Source organism: Streptomyces sp. BE20 (assembly GCF_036322525.1).
Taxonomy (GTDB): Bacteria; Actinomycetota; Actinomycetes; order Streptomycetales; family Streptomycetaceae; genus Kitasatospora.
This window is the reverse complement of sequence record NZ_JAQYWW010001221.1, coordinates 1-23594: the sequence shown is the minus strand read 5'-3', so window position 1 is coordinate 23594 and position 23594 is coordinate 1. Positions and strand designations below refer to the sequence as shown.

The following is a 23594-nucleotide window of genomic DNA, read 5'->3' as shown; positions in this document are numbered from 1 at the left end:
CCGGACCACTCACCGGACACCCACCCGCCGGCCGACCGGACACCGGCCCCCCGCCGGGCCGGAAACCCGCCCGGAAACCGGCCCGGTCGGACACCCCGCCGCCCGCCGGACCACCCGCCCGGCCGGTCGGCAGACCCCCCGAACCCCCAGCAACGCCCCCGAGGAGCACCGCCCGTGACGACCCACCACGACACGTCCTGGGCGCCCGAGACCGAGCCCGCCGCGCCCGCGCCGATCACCCCGGCCGACGTGGCCGACGCCGCCCGGCTGGTCTCCTTCGGCCTCCAGGCCAAGCTGCTCCCGGCCCGCGACGCCGAGTACACCGAACTGGTCCGCCGCTACCGCGAGGACCCGGCCTTCGCCCGCCTCGCCGACGCCGTCGCCACCGGCATGGGCCTGGTCGTCCTGGAGGTCTCGCCGCGCGCCGGCATGGCCGTCGCCGCCGCCGAGGAGTCCGTCTTCGCCGTCCGGATGGGCGACTACTCCCGGCGCGCCGCCTCCGAGTCCACCGACCGCTTCCTGCACGGCCTGGCCCACCTCGCCGTCGCCGCGATGGCCTTCCCCCGGCCCGAGGACCTCGCCGACGACGGCTACCTCGGCCGGATCACCGTGAACGGCGTCGACGCCTTCGTCCGCCAGGCCTGCCGCCGCCTGGAGGAACAGGCCACCGTGGACGGCGCCAACACCGACCCGCACAGCGACGCCCCCGGCCTGGAGGCCGCCTGGCGGGTCTGGGCCCGGCGCACCGCCACCGGCGCCACCAAGGACGCGCGCCGGCTGTCCGGCTCCACCATCGGCATCGTCGCCAAGGCCGTGCTGTTCCTGGTCGACTCCGGCTTCCTGCAGAAGGTCGCGGACGACGCGGGCGGCACCTACCGCACCACTGCCCGCTACCAGCTCCAGGTCCGCGACCTGGCCGGCAGCGCCGCGATGGCCGAACTGCTCGACCTCGGCGTCGTCCCGGTCTCCGACGGCACGGCCACCCTGCTGCCCCCGGACACCGGTGACGAGCTGGTCGCCGACGCCGGCCTCCCGTTCCACTCCCTCTGACGCCCCCACCCCCCGCCCGCTCCTCCGGCATCCGCCCCGACCCCAGTCGTCCGAACCAGCCCCCCATCCACCCGTCTCCTGGAGAACCGCCGCACATGTACGAGCTCAACCGGGTCCGCCTCTACTCGATCGGACCGGCCGGCGCCCGCTACGCCGACACGGTGCTCGACCTGCGCGGCGTGGGCGAGCCCGTCGCCGATCCGGCCCCCCAGCAGATCGGCCTGTTCGGCGAGGAGCCCGACGGTCCGGTCCGCCGCCCGGCGCCCGCCGGCGTGCTCTTCCTGGAGAACGGCGGCGGCAAGTCCGTCCTGCTCAAGCTGATCTTCTCGGTCATGCTCCCCGGTCACCGCAACACCCTCGGCGGCGCCAGCTCCGGCGTGCTCCGCAAATTCCTGCTCGCCGACGACTGCGGCCACGTCGCCCTGGAGTGGCAGCACACCGTCACCGGCGAGCCGATCGTGGTCGGCAAGGTCAGCGAGTGGCGCGGACGCCAGGTCTCCTCGGACCCGCGCAAGTTCGCCGAGACCTGGTACTCCTTCCGCCCCGGCCCCGGCCTCACCCTGGACTCCCTCCCGGTCTCCGAGCGGGTCAGCCTGGCCGGCGACCAGAAGGCCCGTGGCCGCCGCCGCACCATGAAGGGGTTCCGAGACGCCCTCACCGAGGCCGGCAAGGCCCACCCGCACCTCGACCTGGTCTTCGAGGACGGCCACGACCGCTGGACCGAGCACCTCGGCGAACTCGGCCTCGACCCCGAACTCTTCCGCTACCAGCGCGAGATGAACGCCGACGAGGGCGAGGCGGCCGGCCTCTTCGCGGTCAAGCAGGACAAGGACTTCACCGACCTGCTGCTGCGCGCCGTCACCGACACCCGGGACACCGACGGCCTCGCCGACCTGGTCCACGGCTTCGCCGCCAAACTCGGCCTGCGTTCCGAACTCACCGCCGAACGCGACTTCACCGCCGGTTCGCTGGAGCTGCTGGAGCGCATCGCCGAGTCCACCACCGCCCGCGAGTCCGTCCGCGAGGCCCACCGCACGGCCGAGCGCCGCACCCGTCGGCTCGCCCACGCCCTGAGTTCCCGGGCCGCCGCCGAACGCGACCGCGCCCACGACCTGGCCGTCGAGGTGGCCGCCGCCGAGGGCGCCGTCACCGCCGCCGAGACCGACCGCACCCGGCACACCCTGATCGCCGCCGAGCTCACCCACCGGCACGCCACCCTCGCCCTGGCCGCCGCCACCGCCGAGGCCGCCGCGCTGCGCCGCGAGCTCACCGACGCCCGCACCCTGCACTCCGCCTGGCAGGCCGCCGAGACGGTGCTCCGCCAGCGCTCCGCCGCCGACCGGGTGGCGCGGGTCGCCGCCGCGATCCGTGAGGCGGAGCTGGACGCCGCCCCCGCGCTGGCCGCCCGGGCCCGCGCCGCCACCGCGCTGGCCCGCGTCCTGGAGAGCGCCGCCGCCGCCGCCGAGCTGCGCGCCGACACCGAGGAGGAGCGCGCCGCCGAACTCCAGGCCGACGGCGCCAAGTCCCAGACCGACGCCACCGAGGCCGCCACCGCCGCGCAGAAGGCCCGCAGCGAGGCCGACCACCTGCGCCAGCGGCTCGCCGAGGTCGAGCAGGAGACCGAGGCCGCCGTCGAGGCCGGCTGGATCGACCCCGACACCGCGGAGCCGGACCCGGCCCGCGCCGCCCTGCACGCCGCCGACGTCGAGAAGTCCGCCGGCGACGCCCTCGCCCGGGCCCGTACCGCCGCCGAGGCCGCCGCCGCCCGGCTGCGCGAGGCCGCCGCCGCCACCGGCCGCGCCGAACTCGCCGACGCCCGCGCCACCGACGCCCGCAAGGCCGCCGTCCGGGCACTCGCCGCCGAGCAGCGCACCGCCGCCCTGCTCGCCACCGAGCCCCGCCTCGCCGATCTGCTCTCGCTCACGCCCGCTCCCACCGACTGGCACGAGGAGGGGACGGGAGCCGAGGAGGACGCCGGCTTCCTCACCCCCGCCGTCCTCGACCGCAACGCCGAGTACCTGCGCGAACTCCTCGACGAGACCATCGCCGCCGCCGAGCGCACCCTCTTCGACCTGCGCACCGCCGCCGCCGACGACTCCCGGATCCTCGCCGCCCTCGGCGACGGCGGCCTGCTGCCGCCCGGCCCGGACGTCCTGGCCACCGTCGAGTACCTCGCCGAGCACGGCATCCCCGCGCTGCCCGGCTGGCGCTACCTCGCCCAGTCCGTCGACCCGGCCGACCACGAGGCGATCCTCGCCGCCCGCCCCGAACTCGTCGACGGCGTCGTCATCACCGACCCCCACTCGCTCGACCGGGCCCGCGAGGCCCTGCAGTCCGCCGCGCTGCTGCCCCGCTCGACCGTCGCCGTCGGCGCCGCCGCCGCGCTGATCGCCCCGATCACCGACGAGCCGGCCTTCTTCCTGGTCCCGCCGAACCCGGCCATGCACGACGAGTCCGCCGCCGACGACGAGCGCCGCGAGCTGCGCGCCCGCGCCACCACCCGCGAGGAGCACATCCGCGAACTCGCCGGCCGCCTCGGCGGCGACCGCGCGCTGGCCGCCCGGCTCGCCTCCTGGCACGCCAGCTGCCCGCCCGGCACCCTCGCCGAACTGGCTGCCGCCGCCGAGGCCGCCCGCGAGCACGCCGAGCACGCCGCCGCGGCCCTGGCCACCCTGCGGGCCGAGCACGACGAGGCCGAGACCGACCACGCCACCGCCGCCGTCGCCCACGAGGAGCACCGGGAGGCCGCCCAGCAGGCCCGGCGCCGCGCCGACGCCCTCTCCGGCCTCGCCTTCCGCCTGCGCGAGCGGGCCAACTGGAGCCGCCGCCAGCGCGAACTCGCCGAGGACGCCGCCGAGTGCGACCGCCGTCAGGCCGTCTGCGCCGAACGCGCCCGCACCTGCGACGAGGACCGGCGCGCCGCCCAGCGCGCCGCCGACGACGCCCGCCGGACCGCCCGCACCCTGCGGGCCGAACGCGCCGAGATCCCCGCCGCCGAGCAGGACGACGAGCCCGTCGAGGCGACGTCCGTCGCGCTCCCCGCACTCCGCGAGGCCTACCGGGCCGCGTCCCAGCTGTACGAGAAGGTCGGCGTCGGCGCCGACCTGCGCGCCGAGCAGGCCCGCGCCGAGGGCGACGAGGCCGCCGCCGCGACCGAGCTCGACCGCCTCACCAACAAGGTCCGCACCCGCGCCGAGGAGCTGCTGGGCAGCCCCGACGGCGCCGACGGCCCGGCCCGTCAGGCCGCCGCCGCCCGGGCTGAGGAGCTGGTCGCCACCATCGAGACCCGCGCCGCCGTCGCCAGCGAGCAGCTCGGCCGGCTCCGCGGTGACGCCGAACGCTCCGCCCCCGTCGACGGCGAGGCGCACACCGAGCTGCCCGAGGAGCTGGTCCCCACCGACCCCGAGCACGCCCAGGTCCTGTTGCGGACCGCCACCGGCCGGCTCGCCGACCGCCGCGAGGCCCTGGACACCGCCCGCACCGTGCACGCCGACCTCCGGCGCACCTCCGACGCCGCCCAGGCCGCCGCCGCCGACTTCGACGAGCACGCCGGTCAGCTCCGCGACGGCCTGCGCGAGCACCAGGACGACGCGGACCGGCCGGTCGAGCCCTACCTGGGCTCGATCGTCGACGCCCGCGCCGCCGCCGCCGAGGCCCGCCGTGCCCTGCGCACCGCCGCCGGCGAGCTCTCCTCCGCCGAACTCGCCGTACGCGACGCCTCGGACACGCTGGTCCGGCACGCCAACGCGGCCCGCTTCGAGGCCGTCCGCACCCCGGCCCGCCAGCAGATCCGCGAACTGCCCGCCTCCGCCCTGCCCGACCACGCCGCCGCCTGGGCCGTCGCCTTCGCCCCCCGGCTGCGCGTGCTCACCGACGAACTCGCCCAGCTGGAGCGCAACCGAGGCTCGATCGTCGACCGCCTGCGCGGCCTGGTGGAGTCCTCGCTCACCACCCTGCGCGCCGCCCAGCGGCTCTCCCGGCTGCCCGAGGGCCTGGGGGAGTGGTCCGGCCAGGAGTTCCTCCGGATCCGCTTCGAGGACCCGGACCACGCCACCCTGGTCGAGCGGCTCGGCGAGGTCATCGACGAGGCCACCCGCGCCGCCGTCCGGAAGAACAGCGACCTGCGTCGCGACGGCATGTCCCTGCTGCTGCGCGGCGTCGCCGCCGCGATCGGCCCGCGAGGGGTCTCCGTCGAGATCCTCAAGCCCGACGCGGTGCTGCGGGCCGAACGGGTCGGCGTCGGCCAGATGTCCGACGTCTTCTCCGGCGGCCAGCTGCTCACCGCCGCCATCGCGCTGTACTGCACCATGGCCGCGCTGCGCGCCAACGACCGGGGCCAGTCCCAGCTGCGGCACGCCGGCACCCTGTTCCTCGACAACCCGATCGGCCGGGCCAACGCCACCTACCTGCTGGAGCTCCAGCGCGCCGTGGCCGACGCGCTCGGCGTCCAGCTGATCTACACCACCGGGTTGTTCGACACCACGGCGCTCGCCGAGTTCCCGCTGGTCATCCGGCTGCGCAACGACGCCGACCTGCGGGCGGGGCTGAAGTACATCTCGGTGGAGGAACACCTGCGGCCCGGCCTGCCGGCGCCGCAGGACCCGGACGGCCCGGCCGTCCACGGCGAGATCACCGCCACCCGGATGTTCAAGCGGCCGGCGGAGGCGCCGGCCTCCTCGTGACCGTCGTACGGTGGGGCGCATGTTGACGATCGTTCACTTCAGCGACATCCATCTGGGCCAGGACCACCACGGGGACGGCGGTGCGCGGGCGCGCGGGCGGGCCGAGCGGGTGATGGCGTACCTCGACGCCCTGCCCGGCGCGCCGGACGCCGTCCTGGTCACCGGCGACCTCGCGGACCACGGCCTGCCCGCCGAGTACCGCGAGGTCGCCGAGGCGCTGGTCTCCCGCCACCCGGTGCTGTTCTGTCCCGGCAACCACGACATACGCGGGCCCTACCGGGAGGTGCTGCTCGGCGAGGGGCCCGCCGACGGCCCGGTCAACCGGCTGCACCGGCTGCCCGGCGCCGACGTGCTGATGCTGGACTCCTCCGTCCCGGGCCGGCACGACGGCCTGCTCGACGAGGAGACCCTCGGCTGGCTGGACCGCACGCTGGCCGAGGGGGCGCCGGACCGCCCCGCGCTGGTGGCCTTCCACCACCCCCCGGTGGTGCTGCACCTGCCGTACGTGGACCCGATCCGGCAGTTCGGCGAGGAGCGGCTCGCCGAGGTGCTGGGCCGCCACCCCCGGGTCAGGGCGCTGCTCTGCGGTCACGCCCACACCGCGGCGGCCACCACCTTCGCGGGACTGCCGCTGCTGGTCGCGCCGGGCGTGGTCTCCACCGTCGCGCTGCCCTGCGAGGGCGGGGCCGAGATCACCTACGACCAGCCGCCGATGGTCGCCTTCCACGTGCTGGACGACACCGGACGGCTCACCACCCACTACCGGGTGGTCACCTCCGGCTGACGCGGCCCGTGGCCGGCCGGCGGGTGCGGGGGCGGGTACACCGGCGGGTACGTCGCGGCGCGTGCCTGCGGCCGCGGCTGGCCGGCCGGCGGGGGAGCGGTTCCCGGCGGCCCCGGCCGCGGCGCCGGTCGTGGCCCCGCCGGGGCCCGGCTGCCGGCCATCGGCGAGGCGGAGTCCGGCCCGCGCATCCGCTGCGCGGCTACCTGACGCGAGATCAGGATCTCCAGCAGGCACCACATCGTGCCGAACACCCCGAGCCCCATCGCCATCAGGGCCGGTGTCATCAACCAGCTGTCGGCGTAGGAGGACAGCGCCGCGAGGACGATGCCGACCAGGGTGAAGGCGAGACAGAGCACCGCCCGGACGACGGTGGTCCGCACCTCGTCGGGCAGACGGCGGCGACGGCGTGCGGATGACATCGAGCGACCCCCAGGCGCGGTCACGGCGGCGTACGCGGGCGGACACGGGTGGAACCGGTCGGGGCGGGCAGGGTTCCGGAGTGACCGGCGGCCGGGAGCGCGCCCCTCTGCACCACTCTGCCCTGTCGTACCCGGACTATGCGCACGAATCCCCCGAACTGACACCAAATCGTGTGATCAGGGCCGGAGCGGCCGAAACCTCCGGGCGCTCAGCCCAGTTGACGACCGAGCTCCTCCAGCGCGCCCGTCACGATCGTCCGCATCGCCCGCTCGGCGTGTTCGGCGTCCCCCGCGCAGACCGCCTCCGCGACCTCGCGGTGCAGCCGGATCGCGTACGGCTCGGGCTGATGGGGCATCAGATGGTACTCGGTCCGGCCGGTGAGCACCGCCCCCACGGTGTCACCGAGGTGCGCGAACATCTCGTTGCGGGAGGCGCGCAGCACGGTGGCGTGGAAGTCGATGTCGTGCTGGAGGAAGGCGGCCAGGTCGGCGGCGCGCGCCGTCACCGTCAACTCGACGGCCAGGGAGCTGAGTCGGCGCCGCTCGTCGTCGGTGGCGTGGTGGGCGGCGAGGGCCGCCGCGGCCGGCTCCACGGCCAGCCGGAGCGAGCCGAGCGAGCGCAGCTGCGCGGGGCGGTCGGCGCCCGCCAGCCGCCAGCGGATCACCAGCGGATCGAAGACGTCCCAGTCCGACTTGGGCTGCACGGTGATCCCGACCCGGCGGCGGGAGGCCACCATGCGCATCCCCTCCAGGATCCGCACCGACTCGCGGACCACCGTCCGCGACACCCCGAACCGCTCCTCCAGCTCCTCGGCCCGCAGCACCGCGCCCTCGGGAACCTCCCCGGACGCGATGGCCGGCCCCAGCTCCGCGAGCAGTCGGCCGGGCAGCCCCTGGATCTCCATCCGCCCAGCCTAGACGCCCGCCCCCGGCCCGCACCCCCGACCTGCACCCGGGGCCCTGACCTGCACCCCCGGTCCGGCCCGCGTTCCCGGTCCGGCCCGCGCCCCCGAACCCCGCGGTGCGCCCCGGCCGGGGACAAAAGTATGACGATTTGATTTCCAGCACTTGAATACGTCATATCTTTGAGAAACAGTGGCGGCCAGGCAACGAAGGAGCACCACCCATGGCTCTCAGCGTCGAGAACCACGACACCCCCGCAGCACCCCTCACGGTCGTCGTGATGGGCGTCTCGGGCGTCGGCAAGACCACCCTGGCCCGTCTGCTGGCCGACCGCCTCGGCCTCCCCTTCGCCGAGGCGGACGACTTCCACCCGCCCGCCAACATCGCCAAGATGTCGGCCGGCACCCCGCTGGACGACCGGGACCGGGCCCCCTGGCTGCGCGCCGTCGGCGCCTGGCTCAAGGAGCGCACCGAGGCCGGCACCGGCGGTGTGGTCACCTGCTCGGCGCTGAAGCACGGCTATCGCGACACCCTCCGCGAGGCCTGCCCGGACGCCTGGTTCCTGCACCTCAGCGGCGGTCACGAGCTGGTCGGGGACCGGCTCGCCCACCGCACCGGCCACTTCATGCCGACGTCGCTGCTCGACTCGCAGTACGCGGCCCTGGAACCCCTCGGTCCGGACGAGCGGGGCGCCGCCCTGGACGTCGGCCCGTCCCCCGAAGACCTCGTCGAGAAGGCCGTGGCGCTGCTGCGGCCCGTCCATGGAGACCTCGCGTGACCACCCTCCTCGCGGCCGCCGCACCGGCCCTGCCGCACACCGACAACGACCTCCGGCTGTTGATCGCGGTGCTGCTCAGCATCGGCGCCATCGTGCTGCTGATCACCAGGTTCAAGCTGCACCCGTTCCTGGCCCTCACCCTCGGCTCGGGGCTGCTGGCGGCCGTCGCGGGCGCGCCGTTCGACAAACTGCTCGGCAGCTTCTCCACGGGCTTCGGCGCCACCGTGGCGGGCGTCGGGCTGCTGATCGGCCTGGGCGCGATGCTCGGCAAGCTGCTCGCCGACTCGGGCGGGGCGAACATCATCGCCGACACCGTGCTGGCCCGCTCCGGCCCGAAGGCGCTGCCCTGGGCCATGGCGCTGATCGCGGCCGTGCTCGGTCTGCCGCTCTTCTTCGAGGTCGGTGTCGTCCTGCTGATCCCGATCGTGCTGCTGGTGGCGCGCCGGGGCAACGTGCCACTGATGCGGATCGGCATCCCGGCCCTGGCCGGCCTCTCGGTCCTGCACGGCCTGGTGCCGCCGCACCCGGGCCCGCTGGTCGCCGTCGACGCACTGAAGGCCGACCTCGGCATCACCCTGGCCCTCGGCCTGCTGATCGCCGTTCCGACCCTGATCGTCGCCGGCCCGCTGTTCGCGCGGGTCGCCGAGCGCTGGGTCGGCCCGCTGGAGATCCCGGAGAACACCGCCCCGGAGGGAGCCGTCGAACGGCCGGAGCGCACGCCGTCCTTCGGCGCGGTCCTGGCGACCATCCTGCTGCCGGTGGTGTTGATGCTCGGCAAGGCGCTGGCCGACGTCGTGGTCGACGACCCGAAGGCGCTGCCGCAGCGGGTGTTCGACTTCATCGGCTCGCCGCTGATCGCCCTTCTCGCCACGACCCTGCTCGGCATGGTCACCCTCGGCCGGGCGGCCGGTTTCGACCGCGACCGGATCTCCGACACGGTCGGCAGGTCCCTCGGCCCGATCGCCGGCATCGTCTTCATCGTCGGTGCGGGCGGCGGCTTCAAGCAGACCCTGATCGACGTGGGCGTCGGCAACGCGGTGAGCGAGTGGTCGGCCAGGTGGCACATCTCGGCGCTGCTGCTCGGCTGGCTGATCGCCGTCCTGATCCGGCTCGCGACCGGCTCCGCGACGGTGGCCACCATCACCGCGGCCGGCATCGTCGCCCCGCTGGCCGCCGACATGTCCTCGACCCACGCCGCCCTGCTGGTCCTGGCGATCGGCGCCGGCTCGCTCTTCTTCTCGCACGTCAACGACGCCGGCTTCTGGCTGGTGAAGGAGTACTTCGGGATGAGCGTCGGCCAGACCCTGAAGTCCTGGTCGGTGATGGAGACGGTGATCTCGGTCGTCGCGATCGCGCTGATCATGCCGCTCAGCCTGATCATCTAGCCCCGGTAGCGGTACTCCGGGACGGCGGACGGACGGTCCGCGGAAACGACGGACGGGCGGGCGTTCCCCAGGGGGAGCGCCCGCCCGTCACGTTCGGGAGGTCACTTCAGCAGGACCCGCCAGCCGTCCTCCCCGCCCGTCACGTCCGGGCGGAGCGTCAGCTCCTTCCCCCGGGCCGGGCGGGGATCCGATCGTGACGCACCGTGTGCGTGCGACCGCGACAACGTGGTGGCAAGGTTGGGGAGCCCCCGGCCGTGGCGCCGCCCCGGCACGCCGGAGGGCGGGCACCCCCAGCTCTGGGGTGCCCGCCCGGCACGGCTGCGCCGTGGCGCTACTTGCCCTGGCGCTTGCCCAGGAACGCCTCGACCTCGGTGCGGATCTCCGGGGTGTCCAGGCCGCGGACGGTCATCGTGGTGCGGCGGCGCAGCACGTCGTCCACGGTGTACGCCCACTCGCTGTCGGCCGCGTAGGCGACCTGCGCCCAGACGTCCGGCCCGTCCTCGTGGATCGGCCGGCCGAGCTCCGGGTTCTCGTCGATCATGCGGGCGATCTCGAAGGAGAGCGTGCCGTAGTGGCTCGCCAGGTGCTTGGCGACCAGCGGCTCCATCCGGGAGCCCGGCTCGCGGTCGATCAGCAGACGGTGCGCGACGGCGTTCGGCGCGCCGACGCCCGGCAGCGGGACGGTCGGGGCGATCGGGGACATGTCCTCGCCGAGGGAGGTGCCGGGCACGTGCGCCAGCTTCTCCAGCACCGTCCGGCCGATGTGCCGGTAGGTGGTCCACTTGCCGCCGGCGACCGACAGCATGCCGCCCCTGCCCTCGGTGACGACCGTCTCGCGCTTGGCCGCGGCGGTGTCGCCCGGGCCGCCGGGCAGCACCCGCAGGCCGGCGAAGGAGTAGGTGATCAGGTCGCGGTCGAGGTGCTCGTCGCGGATGGCGTGCGCGGCCTCGCCCATGATCTGGTCGATGTCCGCCTCGGTGGCCCGGACGTCCTGCGGGTCGCCCGTGTACTCCTCGTCGGTGGTGCCGAGCAGGACGTGGTCCTCCCACGGGATGGCGAAGGAGACGCGGTACTTGTCGATCGGGATGGTCAGCGCGGCACGCCACGGGGCGCGGCGCTTGACGACGACGTGGGCGCCCTTGGAGAGGCGGATCGACGGCGCTGCGCCGGCGTCCTCCATCTTGCGCAGGTGGTCCACCCACGGGCCGGTGGCGTTGAGCACCAGGCGGGCGTCGACGCCGAACTCGGTGCCGTCCAGGCGGTCCCGCAGCTCGGCGCCGGTGACCCGGCTGCCGGTGAAGCGCAGGCCGGTGACCTCGGCGTGGTTCAGCACGACCGCGCCGGCGTCGACGGCGGCGCGCACCGTCATCACCGCGACGCGCGAGTCGTTCATCTGGTGGTCGCCGTAGACGGCGACCGAGCGCAGGCCCTCGCTGCGCAGCGCGGGCACCTGCTGGGCGGCGTGCGCGGCGGTGGAGACCCGGCCCATGCCGTCGCGGAAGGCGGAGAGCGCGGAGTACAGGAAGACGCCGGCGCCGAGCTTGGGCGCGCTGTGCGGGCCGCCCTTGTAGACCGGCACGAAGAAGGTCAGCGGGTTGACCAGGTGCGGGGCGACGTCGGTGGCGAGCGCGCGGCGCTCCTTGTGGTTCTCGGCGACCAGCTTGACCGCGCCGGTCTGCAGGTAGCGCAGACCGCCGTGGACCAGCTTGGAGGAGGCGCTGGAGGTGGCGCCCGCGAAGTCGCCGGCGTCGACCATGGCGACCTTCAGACCGGCCTGGGAGGCCGTCCAGGCGACGGCGGTGCCGAGGATGCCGCCCCCGATCACCAGCAGGTCGTAGGTGGCCTTGCCCAGCAGCTCGCGGGTCTCGGCACGGGATGCGGTGTGGCCGGCGGAGCGCTCGGCGCCCAGGGTCGGGATGGTTGCCATGGTGTGTGTACGGCGCGCGGGTCGGGCTGCGCCGTTACTCCTCTCGGTGTGCGTACGGCCCCTGGGGAGAGGCCGGGTCGGCCCGGTGCGGCGGGCCGGTGAAACGGGAGCGGGCCGGCCGGGGCTGCTGCCCCGACCGGCTTCGCGATCAGTTGTTCTCGTCCTCCTCCACCCAGCCCATGGTGCGCTCGACGGCCTTGAGCCACTTCTTGTACTCGCGCTCCCGGGTGGCCTCGTCCATGCGCGGGGTCCACTCGGCGGCGCGGTGCCAGTTGGCCCGCAGGGTGTCGAGGTCGTTCCAGAAGCCGACCGCCAGACCGGCCGCGTAGGCGGCACCGAGGGCGGTGGTCTCGGCCACGTACGGGCGCTCGACCGGGGCGTCCAGGACGTCGGCGATGTTCTGCATGAGCAGGTTGTTGCTGGTCATGCCGCCGTCGACCTTGAGGGCGGTGAGCTCGACGCCGGAGTCCTTCTGCATGGCGTCGACGACCTCGCGGGTCTGCCAGGCGGTGGCCTCCAGGACGGCCCGGGCCAGGTGGCCCTTGGTGACGTACCGGGTGAGGCCGGCGATCACACCGCGGGCGTCGGAGCGCCAGTACGGGGCGAAGAGGCCGGAGAAGGCCGGTACGAAGTAGGCGCCGCCGTTGTCCTCGACGGTGTTGGCGAGGGTCTCGATCTCGGCGGCGGTCGAGATGATGCCGAGCTGGTCCCGCAGCCACTGGACGAGCGAGCCGGTGACGGCGATCGAGCCCTCCAGCGCGTAGACCGGCTTCTGGTCGCCGATCCGGTAGCCGACGGTGGTCAGCAGGCCGTGGTACGAGTTGACGATCTTCTCGCCGGTGTTCAGCAGGAGGAAGGTGCCGGTGCCGTAGGTCGACTTGGCCTCGCCCTCGTTGAAGCAGGTCTGGCCGAACAGTGCGGCCTGCTGGTCGCCGAGCGCCGCCGCGACCGGCACGCCGGCCAGGTCGCCGACGGCCTCGCCGTAGACCTCGGCGGAGGAGCGGATCTCCGGGAGGACGGCCATCGGCACGCCCATCGACTCGGCGATCTTCTCGTCCCAGGCCAGCGACTGGAGGTTCATCAGCATGGTGCGGCTGGCGTTGGTCACGTCGGTGACGTGCTTGCCGCCCTCGACACCACCGGTGAGGTTCCAGATGACCCAGGTGTCCATGGTGCCGAACAGGATGTCGCCGGCCTCGGCGCGCTCGCGCAGGCCCTCGACGTTGTCCAGCAGCCAGCGGATCTTCGGGCCGGCGAAGTAGCTGGCCAGCGGGAGGCCGGTCTCGCGGCGGAAGCGGTCCTGGCCGACGTTGCGGCCCAGCTCGCGGCAGAGGGCCTCGGTCCGGGTGTCCTGCCACACGAGCGCGTTGTGGACCGGCTCGCCGGTGTGGCGGTCCCACAGGACGGTGGTCTCGCGCTGGTTGGTGATGCCGATCGCGCGGATGTCGTCCTTGGTCAGTCCGGCCTTCTCCAGCGCGCCGCGGACGACCGACTGCACCCGGGTCCAGATCTCGGCGGCGTCGTGCTCGACGTAGCCCGGCTGCGGGAAGATCTGCCGGTGCTCCTGCTGGTCGACGGAGACGATCCGGCCGTCCGCGCCGAAGATGATGCAACGGCTGGAGGTGGTGCCCTGGTCGATCGCGGCGATGTAGTTGCCAGTGCCAGTGGAGGTCATGAGGGTCCTCGGCTCGTTCAGCGGAATTCGGGGGTGGGTGGGCCTGACTCTCAGGTCAGTCCCCGTGCTCGGGCTGGGTGGAAACCCGGGGGCGTCAGAACGCCGCGTGGTACAGGCCGCCGGCGAGCAGGCCGCCGATGACCGGGCCGACCACCGGGATCCAGGCGTAGGACCAGTCGGAGCCGCCCTTGTTCGGGATCGGCAGCAGTGCGTGGACGATGCGCGGACCCAGGTCGCGGACCGGGTTGATGGCGTACCCGGTCGGGCCGCCGAGTGACAGGCCGATGCCGACCACGGTGAAGGCGACGATCAGGATGCCGGTGCCGGAGAGGCCGAGGCCCTTGGTGAGGCCCTGGGTGAGGATGCCCAGGCAGAGCACGAAGGTGCCGATGATCTCGGTGAGCAGGTTCTGGACCGGGTTCCGGATCTCGGGGCCGGTCGAGAAGATACCGAGGGTGGGCTCCTGGTTGGCCTGGAACTGGCCGAGGTAGGTGAGCCACACGAAGACGGCGCCGATCATCGCGCCGAGCAGCTGGGAGCCGAGGTAGAGCGGGACCGTGCTCCAGTCGCCGCTGTCCACCGCGAGGGCCAGGGTGACCGCCGGGTTCAGGTGCGCGCCGGACTTCGGGGCCGACATGTAGGCGGCGATCATCACCGCGAAGCCCCAGCCGAAGGTGATCGCCAGCCAGCCGGCGTTGAGGGCCTTCGACTTCTTGAGCGTCACGGCGGCACAGACGCCGCCGCCGAGAAGTATCAGCGCTGCGGTGCCGAGGGTTTCGCCGACGAAGATGTCGCCGTTGGAGAACGCGGACACAAAGACTCCCTTGTCCATATGGCCCGGAGGTGCGGGTGGGGGCAGGGGCCGGGCGATCGGGGGGCGGGTGAGCGCTCTGTGGGATCGTTTCGCACGGCCATCGTTCGACAATGTCGACCGTCATGCGGAAGCTTCCTCCCCGGGTCGCCCTCACGTCAAGGCCGGGTTACGCAGCTGTGACCCTTTGCTCGGTCCGCTACCCGGCGTCACCGACTGGATAGTCGCAATTTTGGACAAAACGGTAAGGCGCGGACAGGCGACTCGCCTGTCCGCGCCTCAGCGTGAACGTCGTGCATCCGGGGCGGCGCCCCGGCACCCCGGGTCAGAACCGGCCGGCGCCCAGGTCCCGGGAGATCGCCCGCGCGGCGCTGCGCACCGACGCGACCAGCGACGGCTTCACGAAGCCGTCCTCGCAGACCCGCTCCACCGGGCCGTTGACGCAGACCGCGCCGACCGGGTTGCGCCGCCGGTCCTGGATCAGTGCGCCGATCGAGGCCACGCCCTCCCAGGTCTCCTCGACCGCGTCCGCCCAGCCGCGCTCGCGGGTCAGCGCCGCCTCGGCGTCCACGTCGGCCGCCGAGGTCAGCGTCCGCGCCGTGTACGGCTCGTACGGCCCGTCGCCCAGCTCGCCGCGCGCCACCGGGTCGTACGCCAGCAGGACCTTGCCCAGAGCGGTGGAGTGCAGCGGCTGCATCGAGCCGACCTCCAGCACCTGCCGGGTGTCGTCCGGCCGGAAGACGTGGTGCACGATCAGCACGCCCTGGTGGTGCAGGACGCCCAGGTAGACGGTCTCCCCGGCCGCCCTGGCCAGGTCGTCCGCCCATACCAGGGCCCGCGCGCGCAGCTCGTGCACGTCCAGGTAGCTCTGGCCGAGCCGCAGCAGCTCCGCGCCCAGCTGGTACTTGCCGCTCTCCGGGTCCTGCTCCACGAAACCCTCCTGCTGGAGGGTGCGCAGGATGCCGTGTGCCGTCCCCTTGGCCAGGTCCAGCGCCGTCGCGACCTCGGACAGGCCCAGGCGGCGCTCGCCGCCGGCCAGCAGGCGCATGATCGCGGCGGCCCGGGAGAGTGACTGGATCGGGCCGGGCATGTGTACCTCCGGGCTGACAGGCGGTCGACAATGTCGACCGCAGTGGTAACGGGCACGAGTCTGCCAGGCCGTGCCCGGTCCGTGCACCTTCCCCCTCGGTAACCCCGCGCCTCCGACCCGTCCCGGGCGGCCCCGGGGCCGCCCCGGCGCGCCCCGGCCGCGGGGCCGGCCCTTCGCCCGGCCTCAGGACCGGAAGCGGGCCACCTCGGCGGCCAGCTCCCGGATCTGCGCCGGCCCCACCCGGCAGCAGCCGCCCACCAGCCGCGCCCCGCCCGACAGCCAGCCGGCCACCCGCTCCGCCGCGAAGGTCGGACCGCCCGTCCAGTCCCGCGCCGCGGCATCCCAGCCCTCGCCGCTGTTCGGGTACACCACGACCGGCTTGCCGGTCACCCGCGCCGCCAGCGCCACCGCCCCGTCCACCTCCTGCGGCGCGCAGCAGTTCACTCCCACGGCCACCACCTCGTCCGCCTCCGCCGCCGGCGCGAACGCCTCCGCCAGCGGCTGCCCCGCCCGGGTGCGCCCGCCCGCCACGCTGAACGACAACCAGACCGGCACCCCCAGGCCGCGCACCGCCCGCAGCAGGGCCCGGGCCTCGTCGGCGTCCGGCACCGTCTCCAGTGCCAGCACGTCCGGCCCGGCCGCCGCCAGGGCCTCCAGCCGGGGCCGGTGGAACGCCTCCAGCTCGGCCGTGCTCAGCCCGTACCGTCCCCGGTACTCCGAGCCGTCCGCGGTCACCGCGCCGTACGGCCCCACCGACGCCGCCACCCAGCGCCGCCGGCCGGGCAGGCCCCCGGCCGCCTCCCGGGCCAGCTCCACGCCGAGCGCCAGCAGCCGCGCCACCCCGGCCCGGCCCACCCCGCGCCGGGCGAAGCCCTCGAAACTCGCCTGGTAGCTCGCCGTGATCGCGACCTCGGCCCCCGCCTCGAAGTACGCCCGGTGCACCGCCCGCACCGCCTCCGGCGCGTCCAGCAGCAGCCGGGCCGACCACAGCCCGTCCGCCAGGTCGTGGCCGGCCGCCGCCAACCGGTCGGACAGCCCGCCGTCCAGCACCAGGGGGCCGGCCGCCAGGGCCGTGGCGAAGTCCGGCGGGGGAGTGCTGGGCATGACGGCCTCCTCGCGACGAAGCTCCTGGTCACACCCTAGAAGCAGAGCGGTCCCCGGATCCCCGGAAAATCATTTGCCGCAGAGGCAAAGGATCGCTACGTTGTGCTCATTCCGAGAAGGACGGGCACGCACCGCGAGCGGAGAGGAGCGCGCCGTGACCACCCCACCCGACACCCCGGGTCGCACGGCCGCCGAGCAGGAGTGGCTCGCCTCCTACGACCCCCGTGCGTACACCCCGGTCGCCGTCACGGTCGACGTCGTCGCCCTGACCCTGCGCCACGGCTGCCTGCACGTCCTGCTGGTCGAGCGGGCCCTGCCGCCCTACCAGGGCCGCTGGGCGCTGCCCGGCGGCTTCCTGCGCGCCGGCGAGGAGAGCCTCGACGAGGCCGCCGCCCGCGAGCTCGCCGAGGAGACCGGCCTGCACGGCACGGTCGAGGCCGCGGCCGCGCTCAGCCGTATCCACCTCGAACAGCTCGGCACCTACGGTGCCCCCGACCGCGACCCGCGCATGCACGTGGTCGGCGTCGCCTACCTGGCCTTCGCCCCCGATCTGCCCGACCCGCAGGCCGGTACGGACGCGGCACGAGCCGCCTGGCACCCCGTCACCGACCTGGACCTCCGGCCGCCCGGCCGGTCCGAGACCGCCGGTGCACCCGCCGACACCCACGGGGGTGGCGTCGGCAGGTGCACCGGCACCCACATCCGGGCGACGGAGACGGCCGGACCCGCACCGAGCGGTCCCGCCGACGCCGCCCTCGATCCGGGCTACGCCTGCCGGGGCGGCGCCCGGCCGGGCGCCGCGGCCCCGATCGCGCTGGCCTTCGACCACGCCCGCATCCTCGCGGACGGACTCGACCGCGCCCGCGCCAAGATCGAGTACAGCCCGCTGGCCACCGCCTTCCTCCAGCACGACTTCACCATCCCCGAGCTGCGCGCCGTCTACGAGGCCGTCTGGGACGAGAAGCTCCACCCCGGCAATTTCCACCGCAAGGTGCTCTCCGTCCCCGGCTTCGTCGAAGGCACCGGCACCACCACCAAGCACGGCGGCGCCCGCGGCGGCCCGCGCGCCCGTACCTACCGCTCCGGCGACGCCCGCCTCCTCCACCCGGCCCTCCTCCGACCCGCCCGGGAGGAAGAGGCGGGGGAACGGATCCACTGACCGGGCCCCACCTCCGGCCGGCCCCCACTAGCATCCGGCCATGACGATTCACGAGGCCGGCACGGTGCGCCACCGCCCCAACTCCCACTGCCACTTCTGCGGCACCCCCTACCCGCCCGGTACCGACGGCTGGCCCCGCGTCTGCCCGCAGTGCACCGAGATCAGCTACCGCAATCCGCTCCCGGTCGTCGTCACCCTCCTCCCCGTCACCCAGGACGACACCGCCGCCGGCCTCATCGTCATCCGCCGCACCATCGAGCCCGGGTACGGCGAGCTCGCCCTCCCCGGCGGCTACGTCGACTACGGCGAGAGCTGGCAGCAGGCCTGCGTCCGCGAACTCCGCGAGGAGACGGGCATCCTCGCCGACTCCGTCGACATCACCCTGGTCGCCACCGACTCCGACACCCACGGCGGCTTCCTCTGCCTCTTCGGCCTGCTCCCGGCCCGCCCGCTCACCGAACTCCCGGCCTCCGTGCCCACCGAGGAGACCGACGGCTGGCAGCTCTCCACCCCGGACACCCCGCTCGCCTTCCCCTTCCACACCCGCGTCTCCCGCTCCTGGTACGACGGGGAGTTCACCCGCCCCTGACCAGGGCCTGACCGCGCCGGGCAGACCCTGGCGCACCGGCCGATCACGTGGCAGGGTCTGCACCGACAGCCCCCAACCGGACGCGGGCCCTGCCACGAGCAGCCCCGTCCTTACCACCGGCCGGGAGACCACCACCGTGAGCACTCCACCCCAGGATCAGCCGCTCTGGCGCCCCACCCCCGCTCGCGCCGCCAGCACCGGGATCGTGGCCTTCCAGGCCTGGGCCGCCCAGCACCACGGCGCCCCGGCCGCACCGCTCGCTCCCACCGCCTCCGACGCCGAGGCCGCCGCCCGCTACGCCGCCCTGCACGCCTGGTCCGTCGAGGACCTCGACCGCTTCTGGACGGCCGTCACCCAGTGGTTCGACGTCCGGCTCACCACCGAGGCCGGCACCGACGAACCGCTCGGCGTCCTGGCCGACCCCGCCATGCCCGGCGCCCGCTGGTTCCCCGGCCGCAAACTCAACTACGCTGAGCACGCCCTCCGCCACGGCGAGGACCGGGCCAACGCCGACAAGCCGGCCGTCCTCCACCTCGACGAGACCACCGAACAGCCCGTCACCCTCACCTGGGCCGAACTCCGCCGCCAGGTCGGCTCCCTCGCCGCCGCCCTCCGCGCGCGCGGCGTCCGCCCCGGCGACCGCGTCGGCGCCTACCTGCCCAACATCCCACAGGCCGCCGTCGCCCTCCTCGCCACCGCGGCCGTCGGCGCCGTCTGGACCAGCTGTGCCCCGGACTTCGGCGCCCGCAGCGTCCTCGACCGCCTCCAGCAGATCGAGCCCGTCGTCCTGTTCGCCGTCGACGGCTACCACTACGGCGGCAAGGACCACGACCGCACCGACGTCGTCGCCGAGCTCCGCCGCGAACTCCCCTCGCTGCGCACGGTCGTCCACGTCCCCCTGCTCGGAGCCCCCGCGCCCGAGGGCGCGCTGCACTGGGACGACCTGGTCGCCGACGACGCCGAGCCGGTCTTCGAGGCGGTCCCGTTCGACCACCCGCTCTGGGTCCTCTACTCCTCCGGCACCACCGGCCTGCCCAAGGCCATCGTCCAGAGCCAGGGCGGCATCCTCGTCGAGCACCTCAAGCAGGCCGGCCTCCACCTCGACCTCGGCCCCGAGGACCGCTTCCTCTGGTACACCTCCACCGGCTGGATGATGTGGAACTTCCTCGTCGCCGGCCTCCTCGTCGGCTCGACGATCGTCACCTACGACGGCAGCCCCGGGCACCCCGACACCGGCGCCTTCTGGTCCGTCGCCGCCCGCACCGGCGCCACCGTCCTCGGCACCTCCGCGGCCTACGTCATCGCCGGCCGCAAGGCCGAACTCCGGCCCGGCCACGATCTCGACCTCTCCGCCGTCCGGTGCATCGGCACCACCGGATCCCCGCTGCCGCCGGACGGCTTCCGCTGGATCTACGACGAGGTCAAGGAGGACGTCTGGCTCGCCTCCGTCAGCGGCGGCACCGACGTCTGCTCCTGCTTCGTCGGCGGCGTCCCCACCCTCCCGGTGTACCTCGGCGAGATCCAGGCCCCGTGCCTCGGCGCCGCCGTCGAGTCCTGGGACGTCCAGGGGCGCCCGCACACCGACGAGGTCGGCGAACTCGTCGTCACCAAGCCCATCCCGTCGATGCCCACCGGCTTCTGGAACGACCCCGAGGGCACCCGGTACCACGACAGCTACTTCGACACGTACCCCGGAGTCTGGCGCCACGGCGACTGGATCACCGTCACCTCGCGCGGCACGGTGGTCATCCACGGCCGCTCCGACTCCACCCTCAACCGGCAGGGCGTCCGGATGGGCTCGTCCGACATCTACGAGGTCGTCGAGCGCCTCCCCGAGATCGCCGAGTCCCTGGTCATCGGCCTGGAGGAGCCCGACGGCGGCTACTGGATGCCGCTCTTCGTGGTCCTGGCCCCGGGCGCCGAACTCGACGACGCCCTCGTCGGCCGCATCCGCGTCGCGCTGCGGACCGAACTGTCCCCGCGCCACGTCCCCGACGAGGTCATCGCCGTCCGCGGCCTGCCGCACACCCTCACCGGCAAGCGCATCGAGGTCCCGGTCAAGCGCCTGCTCTCCGGCACCCCGCTCGACCAGGCCGTCAACCCCGGCTCCGTCGACAACCTCGACCACCTGCGCTTCTTCGAGCAGCTCCGCCGCGACCGCCAGGCCGGGTAGCCGGTACGCCGCCCCCCGGCGCGTCCCCGCCACCCTCCCGGACACGCCGAAGGGGCCCTTCCACCGCCACGGTGGAAGGGCCCCTTCTTCGGAGGAACGCGCGGTCTCGACCGCCTGTCCGGCTACTCGCCGGACAGCACCTGCTGCGCCGCTGCCCGCGCCTCGTCGGCGCTGTCCGTCGCACGGGCGGCCTCGGCGGCCCGGCGGCACTGCGCCAGCGTGTACTTGCCCAGCGTGGTGCGCACGTAGGGGATCGACGCCGCGCCCATCGACAGGCTGGTCACCCCGAGACCGGTCAGCACCACGGCCAGCAGCGGGTCGGAGGCAGCCTCGCCACAGACGCCGCAGCTCTTGCCGGCCGCGGCGGCGGCCTCGGCGGAGAACGCGATCAGGTCCAGCAGCGCCGGCTGCCACGGGTCCTGCAGTCGGGCCAGCGCGCCGACCTGCCGGTCGGCGGCGAAGGCGTACTGGGCGAGGTCGTTGGTTCCCAGCGAGAGGAACTCGACCTCCTGGAGGATCGAACGCGCCCGCAGCGCCGCCGACGGGATCTCGACCATCGCGCCGAACTTGGCGTTGAGCCCCGCCTCACGACACGCGTCGGCGAAGTCCTTGGCGTCCTTGCGGTCGGCCACCATCGGGGCCATCACCTCAAGGTGCACCGGCAGGCCCTCGGCCGCCGTGGCCAGCGCACGAAGCTGGGTCTGCATGACCTCCGGGTGCTCCAGCAGCGTCCGCAGACCGCGCACACCGAGTGCGGGGTTCGGCTCGTCCGCCGGGGTCAGGAAGTCCAGCGGCTTGTCCGCGCCCGCGTCCAGCGCCCGGACCACGACCCGGCCCTCCGGGAACGCCTCCAGCACCTTGCGGTACGCCTCGACCTGCTTCTCCTCGCTGGGCGCCTTCGCCGAGTCGTCCAGGAAGAGGAACTCGGTCCGGAACAGGCCGACGCCCTCCGCGCCGGCCTCCAGCGCGGCCGGCAGGTCGGCGGGTCCACCGATGTTGGCGAGCAGCGGGACCTTGTGCCCGTCCAGGGTCTGGCCCGGACCGGAGGAAGCGGCCAGCGCGGCCTTGCGCTCGGCGGCGCTCCGGCGAAGTTCCTCCTGCTTCTCCTCGGTCGGCTCGACCAGCACGTTGCCCGAGCTGCCGTCGACGGCGACGACGGTGCCCTCGGCGACGTCGGCCGCTCCCGGGAGCGCGACCACGGCCGGCACACCCATGGCCCGCGCGAGGATGGCGCTGTGGCTGGTCGGCCCGCCCTCCTCGGTCACGAACCCGAGCACCAGCGTCGGGTCGAGCAGCGCGGTGTCGGCCGGCGCCAGGTCCCGGGCGAACAGCACGTACGGCTCGTCGCTGTCCGGGACGCCCGGCATCGGCACGCCCAGCAGGCGCGCCACGATGCGGTTCCGCACGTCGTCGAGGTCGGCGACCCGGCCCGCGAGGTAGTCCCCGGCCGAGGCCAGCAGCGCGCGGTAGGCGGCGAACGCGTCGTAGACACCGCGCTCGGCGCTGCTGCCGACGGTGATCCGGCGGGCGACGTCGGCCATCAGCTCCGGGTCCTGCGCCATCAGGGCTTGAGCTTCGAGGACGGCCTGCGCCTCGCCACCGGCCAGGTTGCCGCGGGCGATCAGGTCCGCGGCCACCGCCTCGACGGCTGCCTGGGCGCGGGCCTGCTCACGCGGGGCGTCCTCGGTGGGGATCTGGGTGGCCGGCGGCTCCAGCACCGCCGTACCCATGTGCCGCACCTGGCCGATCGCGACCCCGTGGCTGACACCCACGCCGCGCAGCGTCTTCTCCATGTATGTCTCCGCTGAGGGAAGCGGCCCCGCCGGGTACCGCTGTGTGCCGGGCCGCCCCGTCCGGTGCGGAGGGGCGGATCTGTCGGGAAGGTAGAGAGGGGTCAGCTCCAGTTGAACAGGGCGTCGCCGACGGCGACCTCCCCGTCCTCGCGGACGTCGCCCAGCGCGTCGGCCGAGGCCTCGAGCGCGACGATCGGCGAGATCGGCGACTTGCCGGCGGCCTCGACGGCGGCCGGGTCCCACTTGATGACGGCCTGGCCGCGGGTGACGGTGTCACCCTTGTTGACGAGGAGCTCGAAGCCCTCGCCGTTGAGCTGGACGGTGTCGATGCCCAGGTGGGTCAGCACGCCGTGGCCGTCCGCGTCCACGACGACGAACGCGTGCGGGTGCATGGATACGACCACGCCGTCCACCGGGGCGACGGCCTCGGTCGGGCGACGGACCGGGTCGATCGCGGTGCCCGGACCGACCATCGCGCCCGAGAAGACGGGGTCCGGCACGCCGGCGAGCCCGACGACCTTGCCGGTCAGCGGCGACATCACAGTGGTCATGGTTGAGCCTCCCAAGTGCGCAGTACAGGCGAGCGGCCGCGAACAGCGGCAGGATGATCGAGCGCAGTGATCGTCTGAAGCCTAAATCATGTCAACTTCGGACATCAGCTGACATTCCCAGGCGAAGTGACCTGCCTGTCCGCCCTCACCAGCCGGTCATCTTGCCGACCGCTGGTGGTCTAGTCCTCTTGGCCGATGCGCCGCACTCTACAGGCATCTTGGCGAATCGGGACCATTGCTGTATATGCTCGCGAGAGCAACAAATCACTCCTCCGACCGGGTGACGGCCGGCGCGGCCCGATTCGCGCTCCGGCGGACGACCCGCTATGGTTGGTCGAGTCGCCGCGAGACGACGGTTAACGCCAGGTTTCAGATACGAAAAGCGCCGGTTAAGAACTGGCAAACGGATCTGCTAGGCTGGAAACACGAAAGAACGAAGCGCCCGGAGGGCCGGTGTGAAAGCCGCCTGAAGGAAGTGTCCGTTCCTTGAGAACTCAACAGCGTGCCAAAAGTCAACGCCAGATATGTTGACATCCCCGGCCTCGGACTTGTTCCGGGGTTGGAGATTCCTTTTGAAGTAGAACACTAGCGAGGACGCAGTGCGCGGGGCCGCCCTATTCCGGTGGTTGCCGTGCCGCTCAACGCGGGTGTCGACCGGTTCTGATTGATTTCGGGGCCGAGTAAACATTCACGGAGAGTTTGATCCTGGCTCAGGACGAAC

17 protein-coding genes are annotated in these 23594 nt (G+C 73.9%); 8 read left to right on the top strand and 9 right to left on the bottom strand.

The annotated features are described in order from the left end of the window. Positions 1-174: 174 nt before the first annotated feature. The 3 genes from PUR61_RS41925 (at position 175) to PUR61_RS41915 (ending at position 6516) form a co-directional block, all read left to right on the top strand. On the top strand, positions 175-1050 hold the full coding sequence (locus PUR61_RS41925) for a hypothetical protein (RefSeq protein WP_329885220.1): 876 nt from the start codon (positions 175-177) through the stop codon (positions 1048-1050). Positions 1051-1145: 95 nt separating this feature from the next. Continuing rightward, entirely contained in the window at positions 1146-5732 is a 4587-nt protein-coding gene (locus PUR61_RS41920; RefSeq protein WP_329885219.1) for a hypothetical protein, read from the top strand. Between the two features lie 19 nt (positions 5733-5751). Next, complete coding sequence (locus PUR61_RS41915) at positions 5752-6516, top strand: metallophosphoesterase (protein WP_329885218.1); 765 nt, start codon at positions 5752-5754, stop codon at positions 6514-6516. Here PUR61_RS41915 and PUR61_RS41910 read toward each other — a convergent pair. Together PUR61_RS41910 and PUR61_RS41905 are read right to left on the bottom strand one after the other, a co-directional pair. Then, positions 6492-6935 carry a hypothetical protein gene (locus PUR61_RS41910; RefSeq protein ID WP_329885217.1) on the bottom strand — a complete coding sequence of 148 codons (444 nt, stop codon included), beginning with the start codon at positions 6933-6935 and terminating at the stop codon, positions 6492-6494. The two genes, PUR61_RS41915 and PUR61_RS41910, sit on opposite strands and share 25 nt — an antisense overlap. Positions 6936-7144: 209 nt before the next feature. Then, positions 7145-7840: a FadR/GntR family transcriptional regulator gene (locus PUR61_RS41905; RefSeq protein ID WP_329885216.1), complete on the bottom strand. Its 696-nt coding sequence runs from the start codon at positions 7838-7840 to the stop codon at positions 7145-7147. A 221-nt stretch (positions 7841-8061) separates the two neighbouring features. On the opposite strand from PUR61_RS41905, the gene PUR61_RS41900 reads away from it, so the two are divergent. Both PUR61_RS41900 and PUR61_RS41895 read left to right on the top strand, forming a co-directional pair. After that, complete coding sequence (locus PUR61_RS41900; protein ID WP_329885215.1) at positions 8062-8616, top strand: gluconokinase; 555 nt, start codon at positions 8062-8064, stop codon at positions 8614-8616. Beyond that, positions 8613-10001: a GntT/GntP/DsdX family permease gene (locus tag PUR61_RS41895; RefSeq protein ID WP_329885214.1), complete on the top strand. Its 1389-nt coding sequence runs from the start codon at positions 8613-8615 to the stop codon at positions 9999-10001. The genes PUR61_RS41900 and PUR61_RS41895 overlap by 4 nt, the downstream gene beginning before the upstream one ends. A 331-nt stretch (positions 10002-10332) precedes the next feature. On the opposite strand, the gene PUR61_RS41890 is transcribed toward PUR61_RS41895, so the two are convergent. The 5 genes from PUR61_RS41890 to mmuM form a co-directional block, all read right to left on the bottom strand. Continuing rightward, the gene (locus tag PUR61_RS41890; protein WP_329885213.1) at positions 10333-11928 is read right to left on the bottom strand and encodes a glycerol-3-phosphate dehydrogenase/oxidase; all 1596 of its coding nucleotides are present in this window, start codon (positions 11926-11928) and stop codon (positions 10333-10335) included. Positions 11929-12076: 148 nt separating this feature from the next. Further along, positions 12077-13603, bottom strand: a complete 1527-nt coding sequence (gene glpK, locus PUR61_RS41885) for a glycerol kinase GlpK (protein WP_329885212.1) — start codon at positions 13601-13603, stop codon at positions 12077-12079. 94 nt (positions 13604-13697) lie between these two features. Beyond that, entirely contained in the window at positions 13698-14417 is a 720-nt protein-coding gene (locus PUR61_RS41880; protein WP_329885211.1) for an MIP/aquaporin family protein, read from the bottom strand. A 322-nt stretch (positions 14418-14739) separates the two neighbouring features. Next, complete coding sequence (locus PUR61_RS41875; RefSeq protein ID WP_329885210.1) at positions 14740-15504, bottom strand: IclR family transcriptional regulator; 765 nt, start codon at positions 15502-15504, stop codon at positions 14740-14742. Positions 15505-15687: 183 nt separating this feature from the next. Then, positions 15688-16608: a homocysteine S-methyltransferase gene (mmuM, locus tag PUR61_RS41870; RefSeq protein ID WP_329885209.1), complete on the bottom strand. Its 921-nt coding sequence runs from the start codon at positions 16606-16608 to the stop codon at positions 15688-15690. Positions 16609-16762: 154 nt separating this feature from the next. On the opposite strand from mmuM, the gene PUR61_RS41865 reads away from it, so the two are divergent. The 3 genes from PUR61_RS41865 (at position 16763) to PUR61_RS41855 (ending at position 20529) form a co-directional block, all read left to right on the top strand. Then, positions 16763-17767, top strand: a complete 1005-nt coding sequence (locus PUR61_RS41865) for an NUDIX hydrolase (RefSeq protein ID WP_329885208.1) — start codon at positions 16763-16765, stop codon at positions 17765-17767. Between the two features lie 40 nt (positions 17768-17807). Next, positions 17808-18356, top strand: coding sequence for an NUDIX domain-containing protein (locus tag PUR61_RS41860; protein ID WP_329885207.1), 549 nt, complete (start codon positions 17808-17810; stop codon positions 18354-18356). A 136-nt stretch (positions 18357-18492) separates the two neighbouring features. Further along, on the top strand, positions 18493-20529 hold the full coding sequence (locus PUR61_RS41855; protein WP_329885206.1) for an acetoacetate--CoA ligase: 2037 nt from the start codon (positions 18493-18495) through the stop codon (positions 20527-20529). A 122-nt stretch (positions 20530-20651) separates the two neighbouring features. On the opposite strand, the gene ptsP is transcribed toward PUR61_RS41855, so the two are convergent. Then, entirely contained in the window at positions 20652-22322 is a 1671-nt protein-coding gene (gene ptsP, locus PUR61_RS41850) for a phosphoenolpyruvate--protein phosphotransferase (protein WP_329885205.1), read from the bottom strand. 101 nt (positions 22323-22423) lie between these two features. After that, the gene (locus PUR61_RS41845; protein ID WP_329885204.1) at positions 22424-22873 is read right to left on the bottom strand and encodes a PTS sugar transporter subunit IIA; all 450 of its coding nucleotides are present in this window, start codon (positions 22871-22873) and stop codon (positions 22424-22426) included. Positions 22874-23594 lie beyond the last annotated feature (721 nt).

Coding starts and splice junctions, on each gene's coding strand:
- mmuM (WP_329885209.1), bottom strand. CDS start 16,608: ATGCCCAGCACTCCCCCGCCGGACTTCGCCACGGCCCTGGCGGCCGGC.
- PUR61_RS41860 (WP_329885207.1), top strand. CDS start 17,808: ATGACGATTCACGAGGCCGGCACGGTGCGCCACCGCCCCAACTCCCAC.
- PUR61_RS41905 (WP_329885216.1), bottom strand. CDS start 7,840: ATGGAGATCCAGGGGCTGCCCGGCCGACTGCTCGCGGAGCTGGGGCCG.
- PUR61_RS41875 (WP_329885210.1), bottom strand. CDS start 15,504: ATGCCCGGCCCGATCCAGTCACTCTCCCGGGCCGCCGCGATCATGCGC.
- PUR61_RS41920 (WP_329885219.1), top strand. CDS start 1,146: ATGTACGAGCTCAACCGGGTCCGCCTCTACTCGATCGGACCGGCCGGC.
- PUR61_RS41890 (WP_329885213.1), bottom strand. CDS start 11,928: ATGGCAACCATCCCGACCCTGGGCGCCGAGCGCTCCGCCGGCCACACC.
- PUR61_RS41900 (WP_329885215.1), top strand. CDS start 8,062: ATGGCTCTCAGCGTCGAGAACCACGACACCCCCGCAGCACCCCTCACG.
- glpK (WP_329885212.1), bottom strand. CDS start 13,603: ATGACCTCCACTGGCACTGGCAACTACATCGCCGCGATCGACCAGGGC.
- PUR61_RS41910 (WP_329885217.1), bottom strand. CDS start 6,935: ATGTCATCCGCACGCCGTCGCCGCCGTCTGCCCGACGAGGTGCGGACC.
- PUR61_RS41915 (WP_329885218.1), top strand. CDS start 5,752: ATGTTGACGATCGTTCACTTCAGCGACATCCATCTGGGCCAGGACCAC.
- PUR61_RS41845 (WP_329885204.1), bottom strand. CDS start 22,873: ATGACCACTGTGATGTCGCCGCTGACCGGCAAGGTCGTCGGGCTCGCC.
- ptsP (WP_329885205.1), bottom strand. CDS start 22,322: ATGGAGAAGACGCTGCGCGGCGTGGGTGTCAGCCACGGGGTCGCGATC.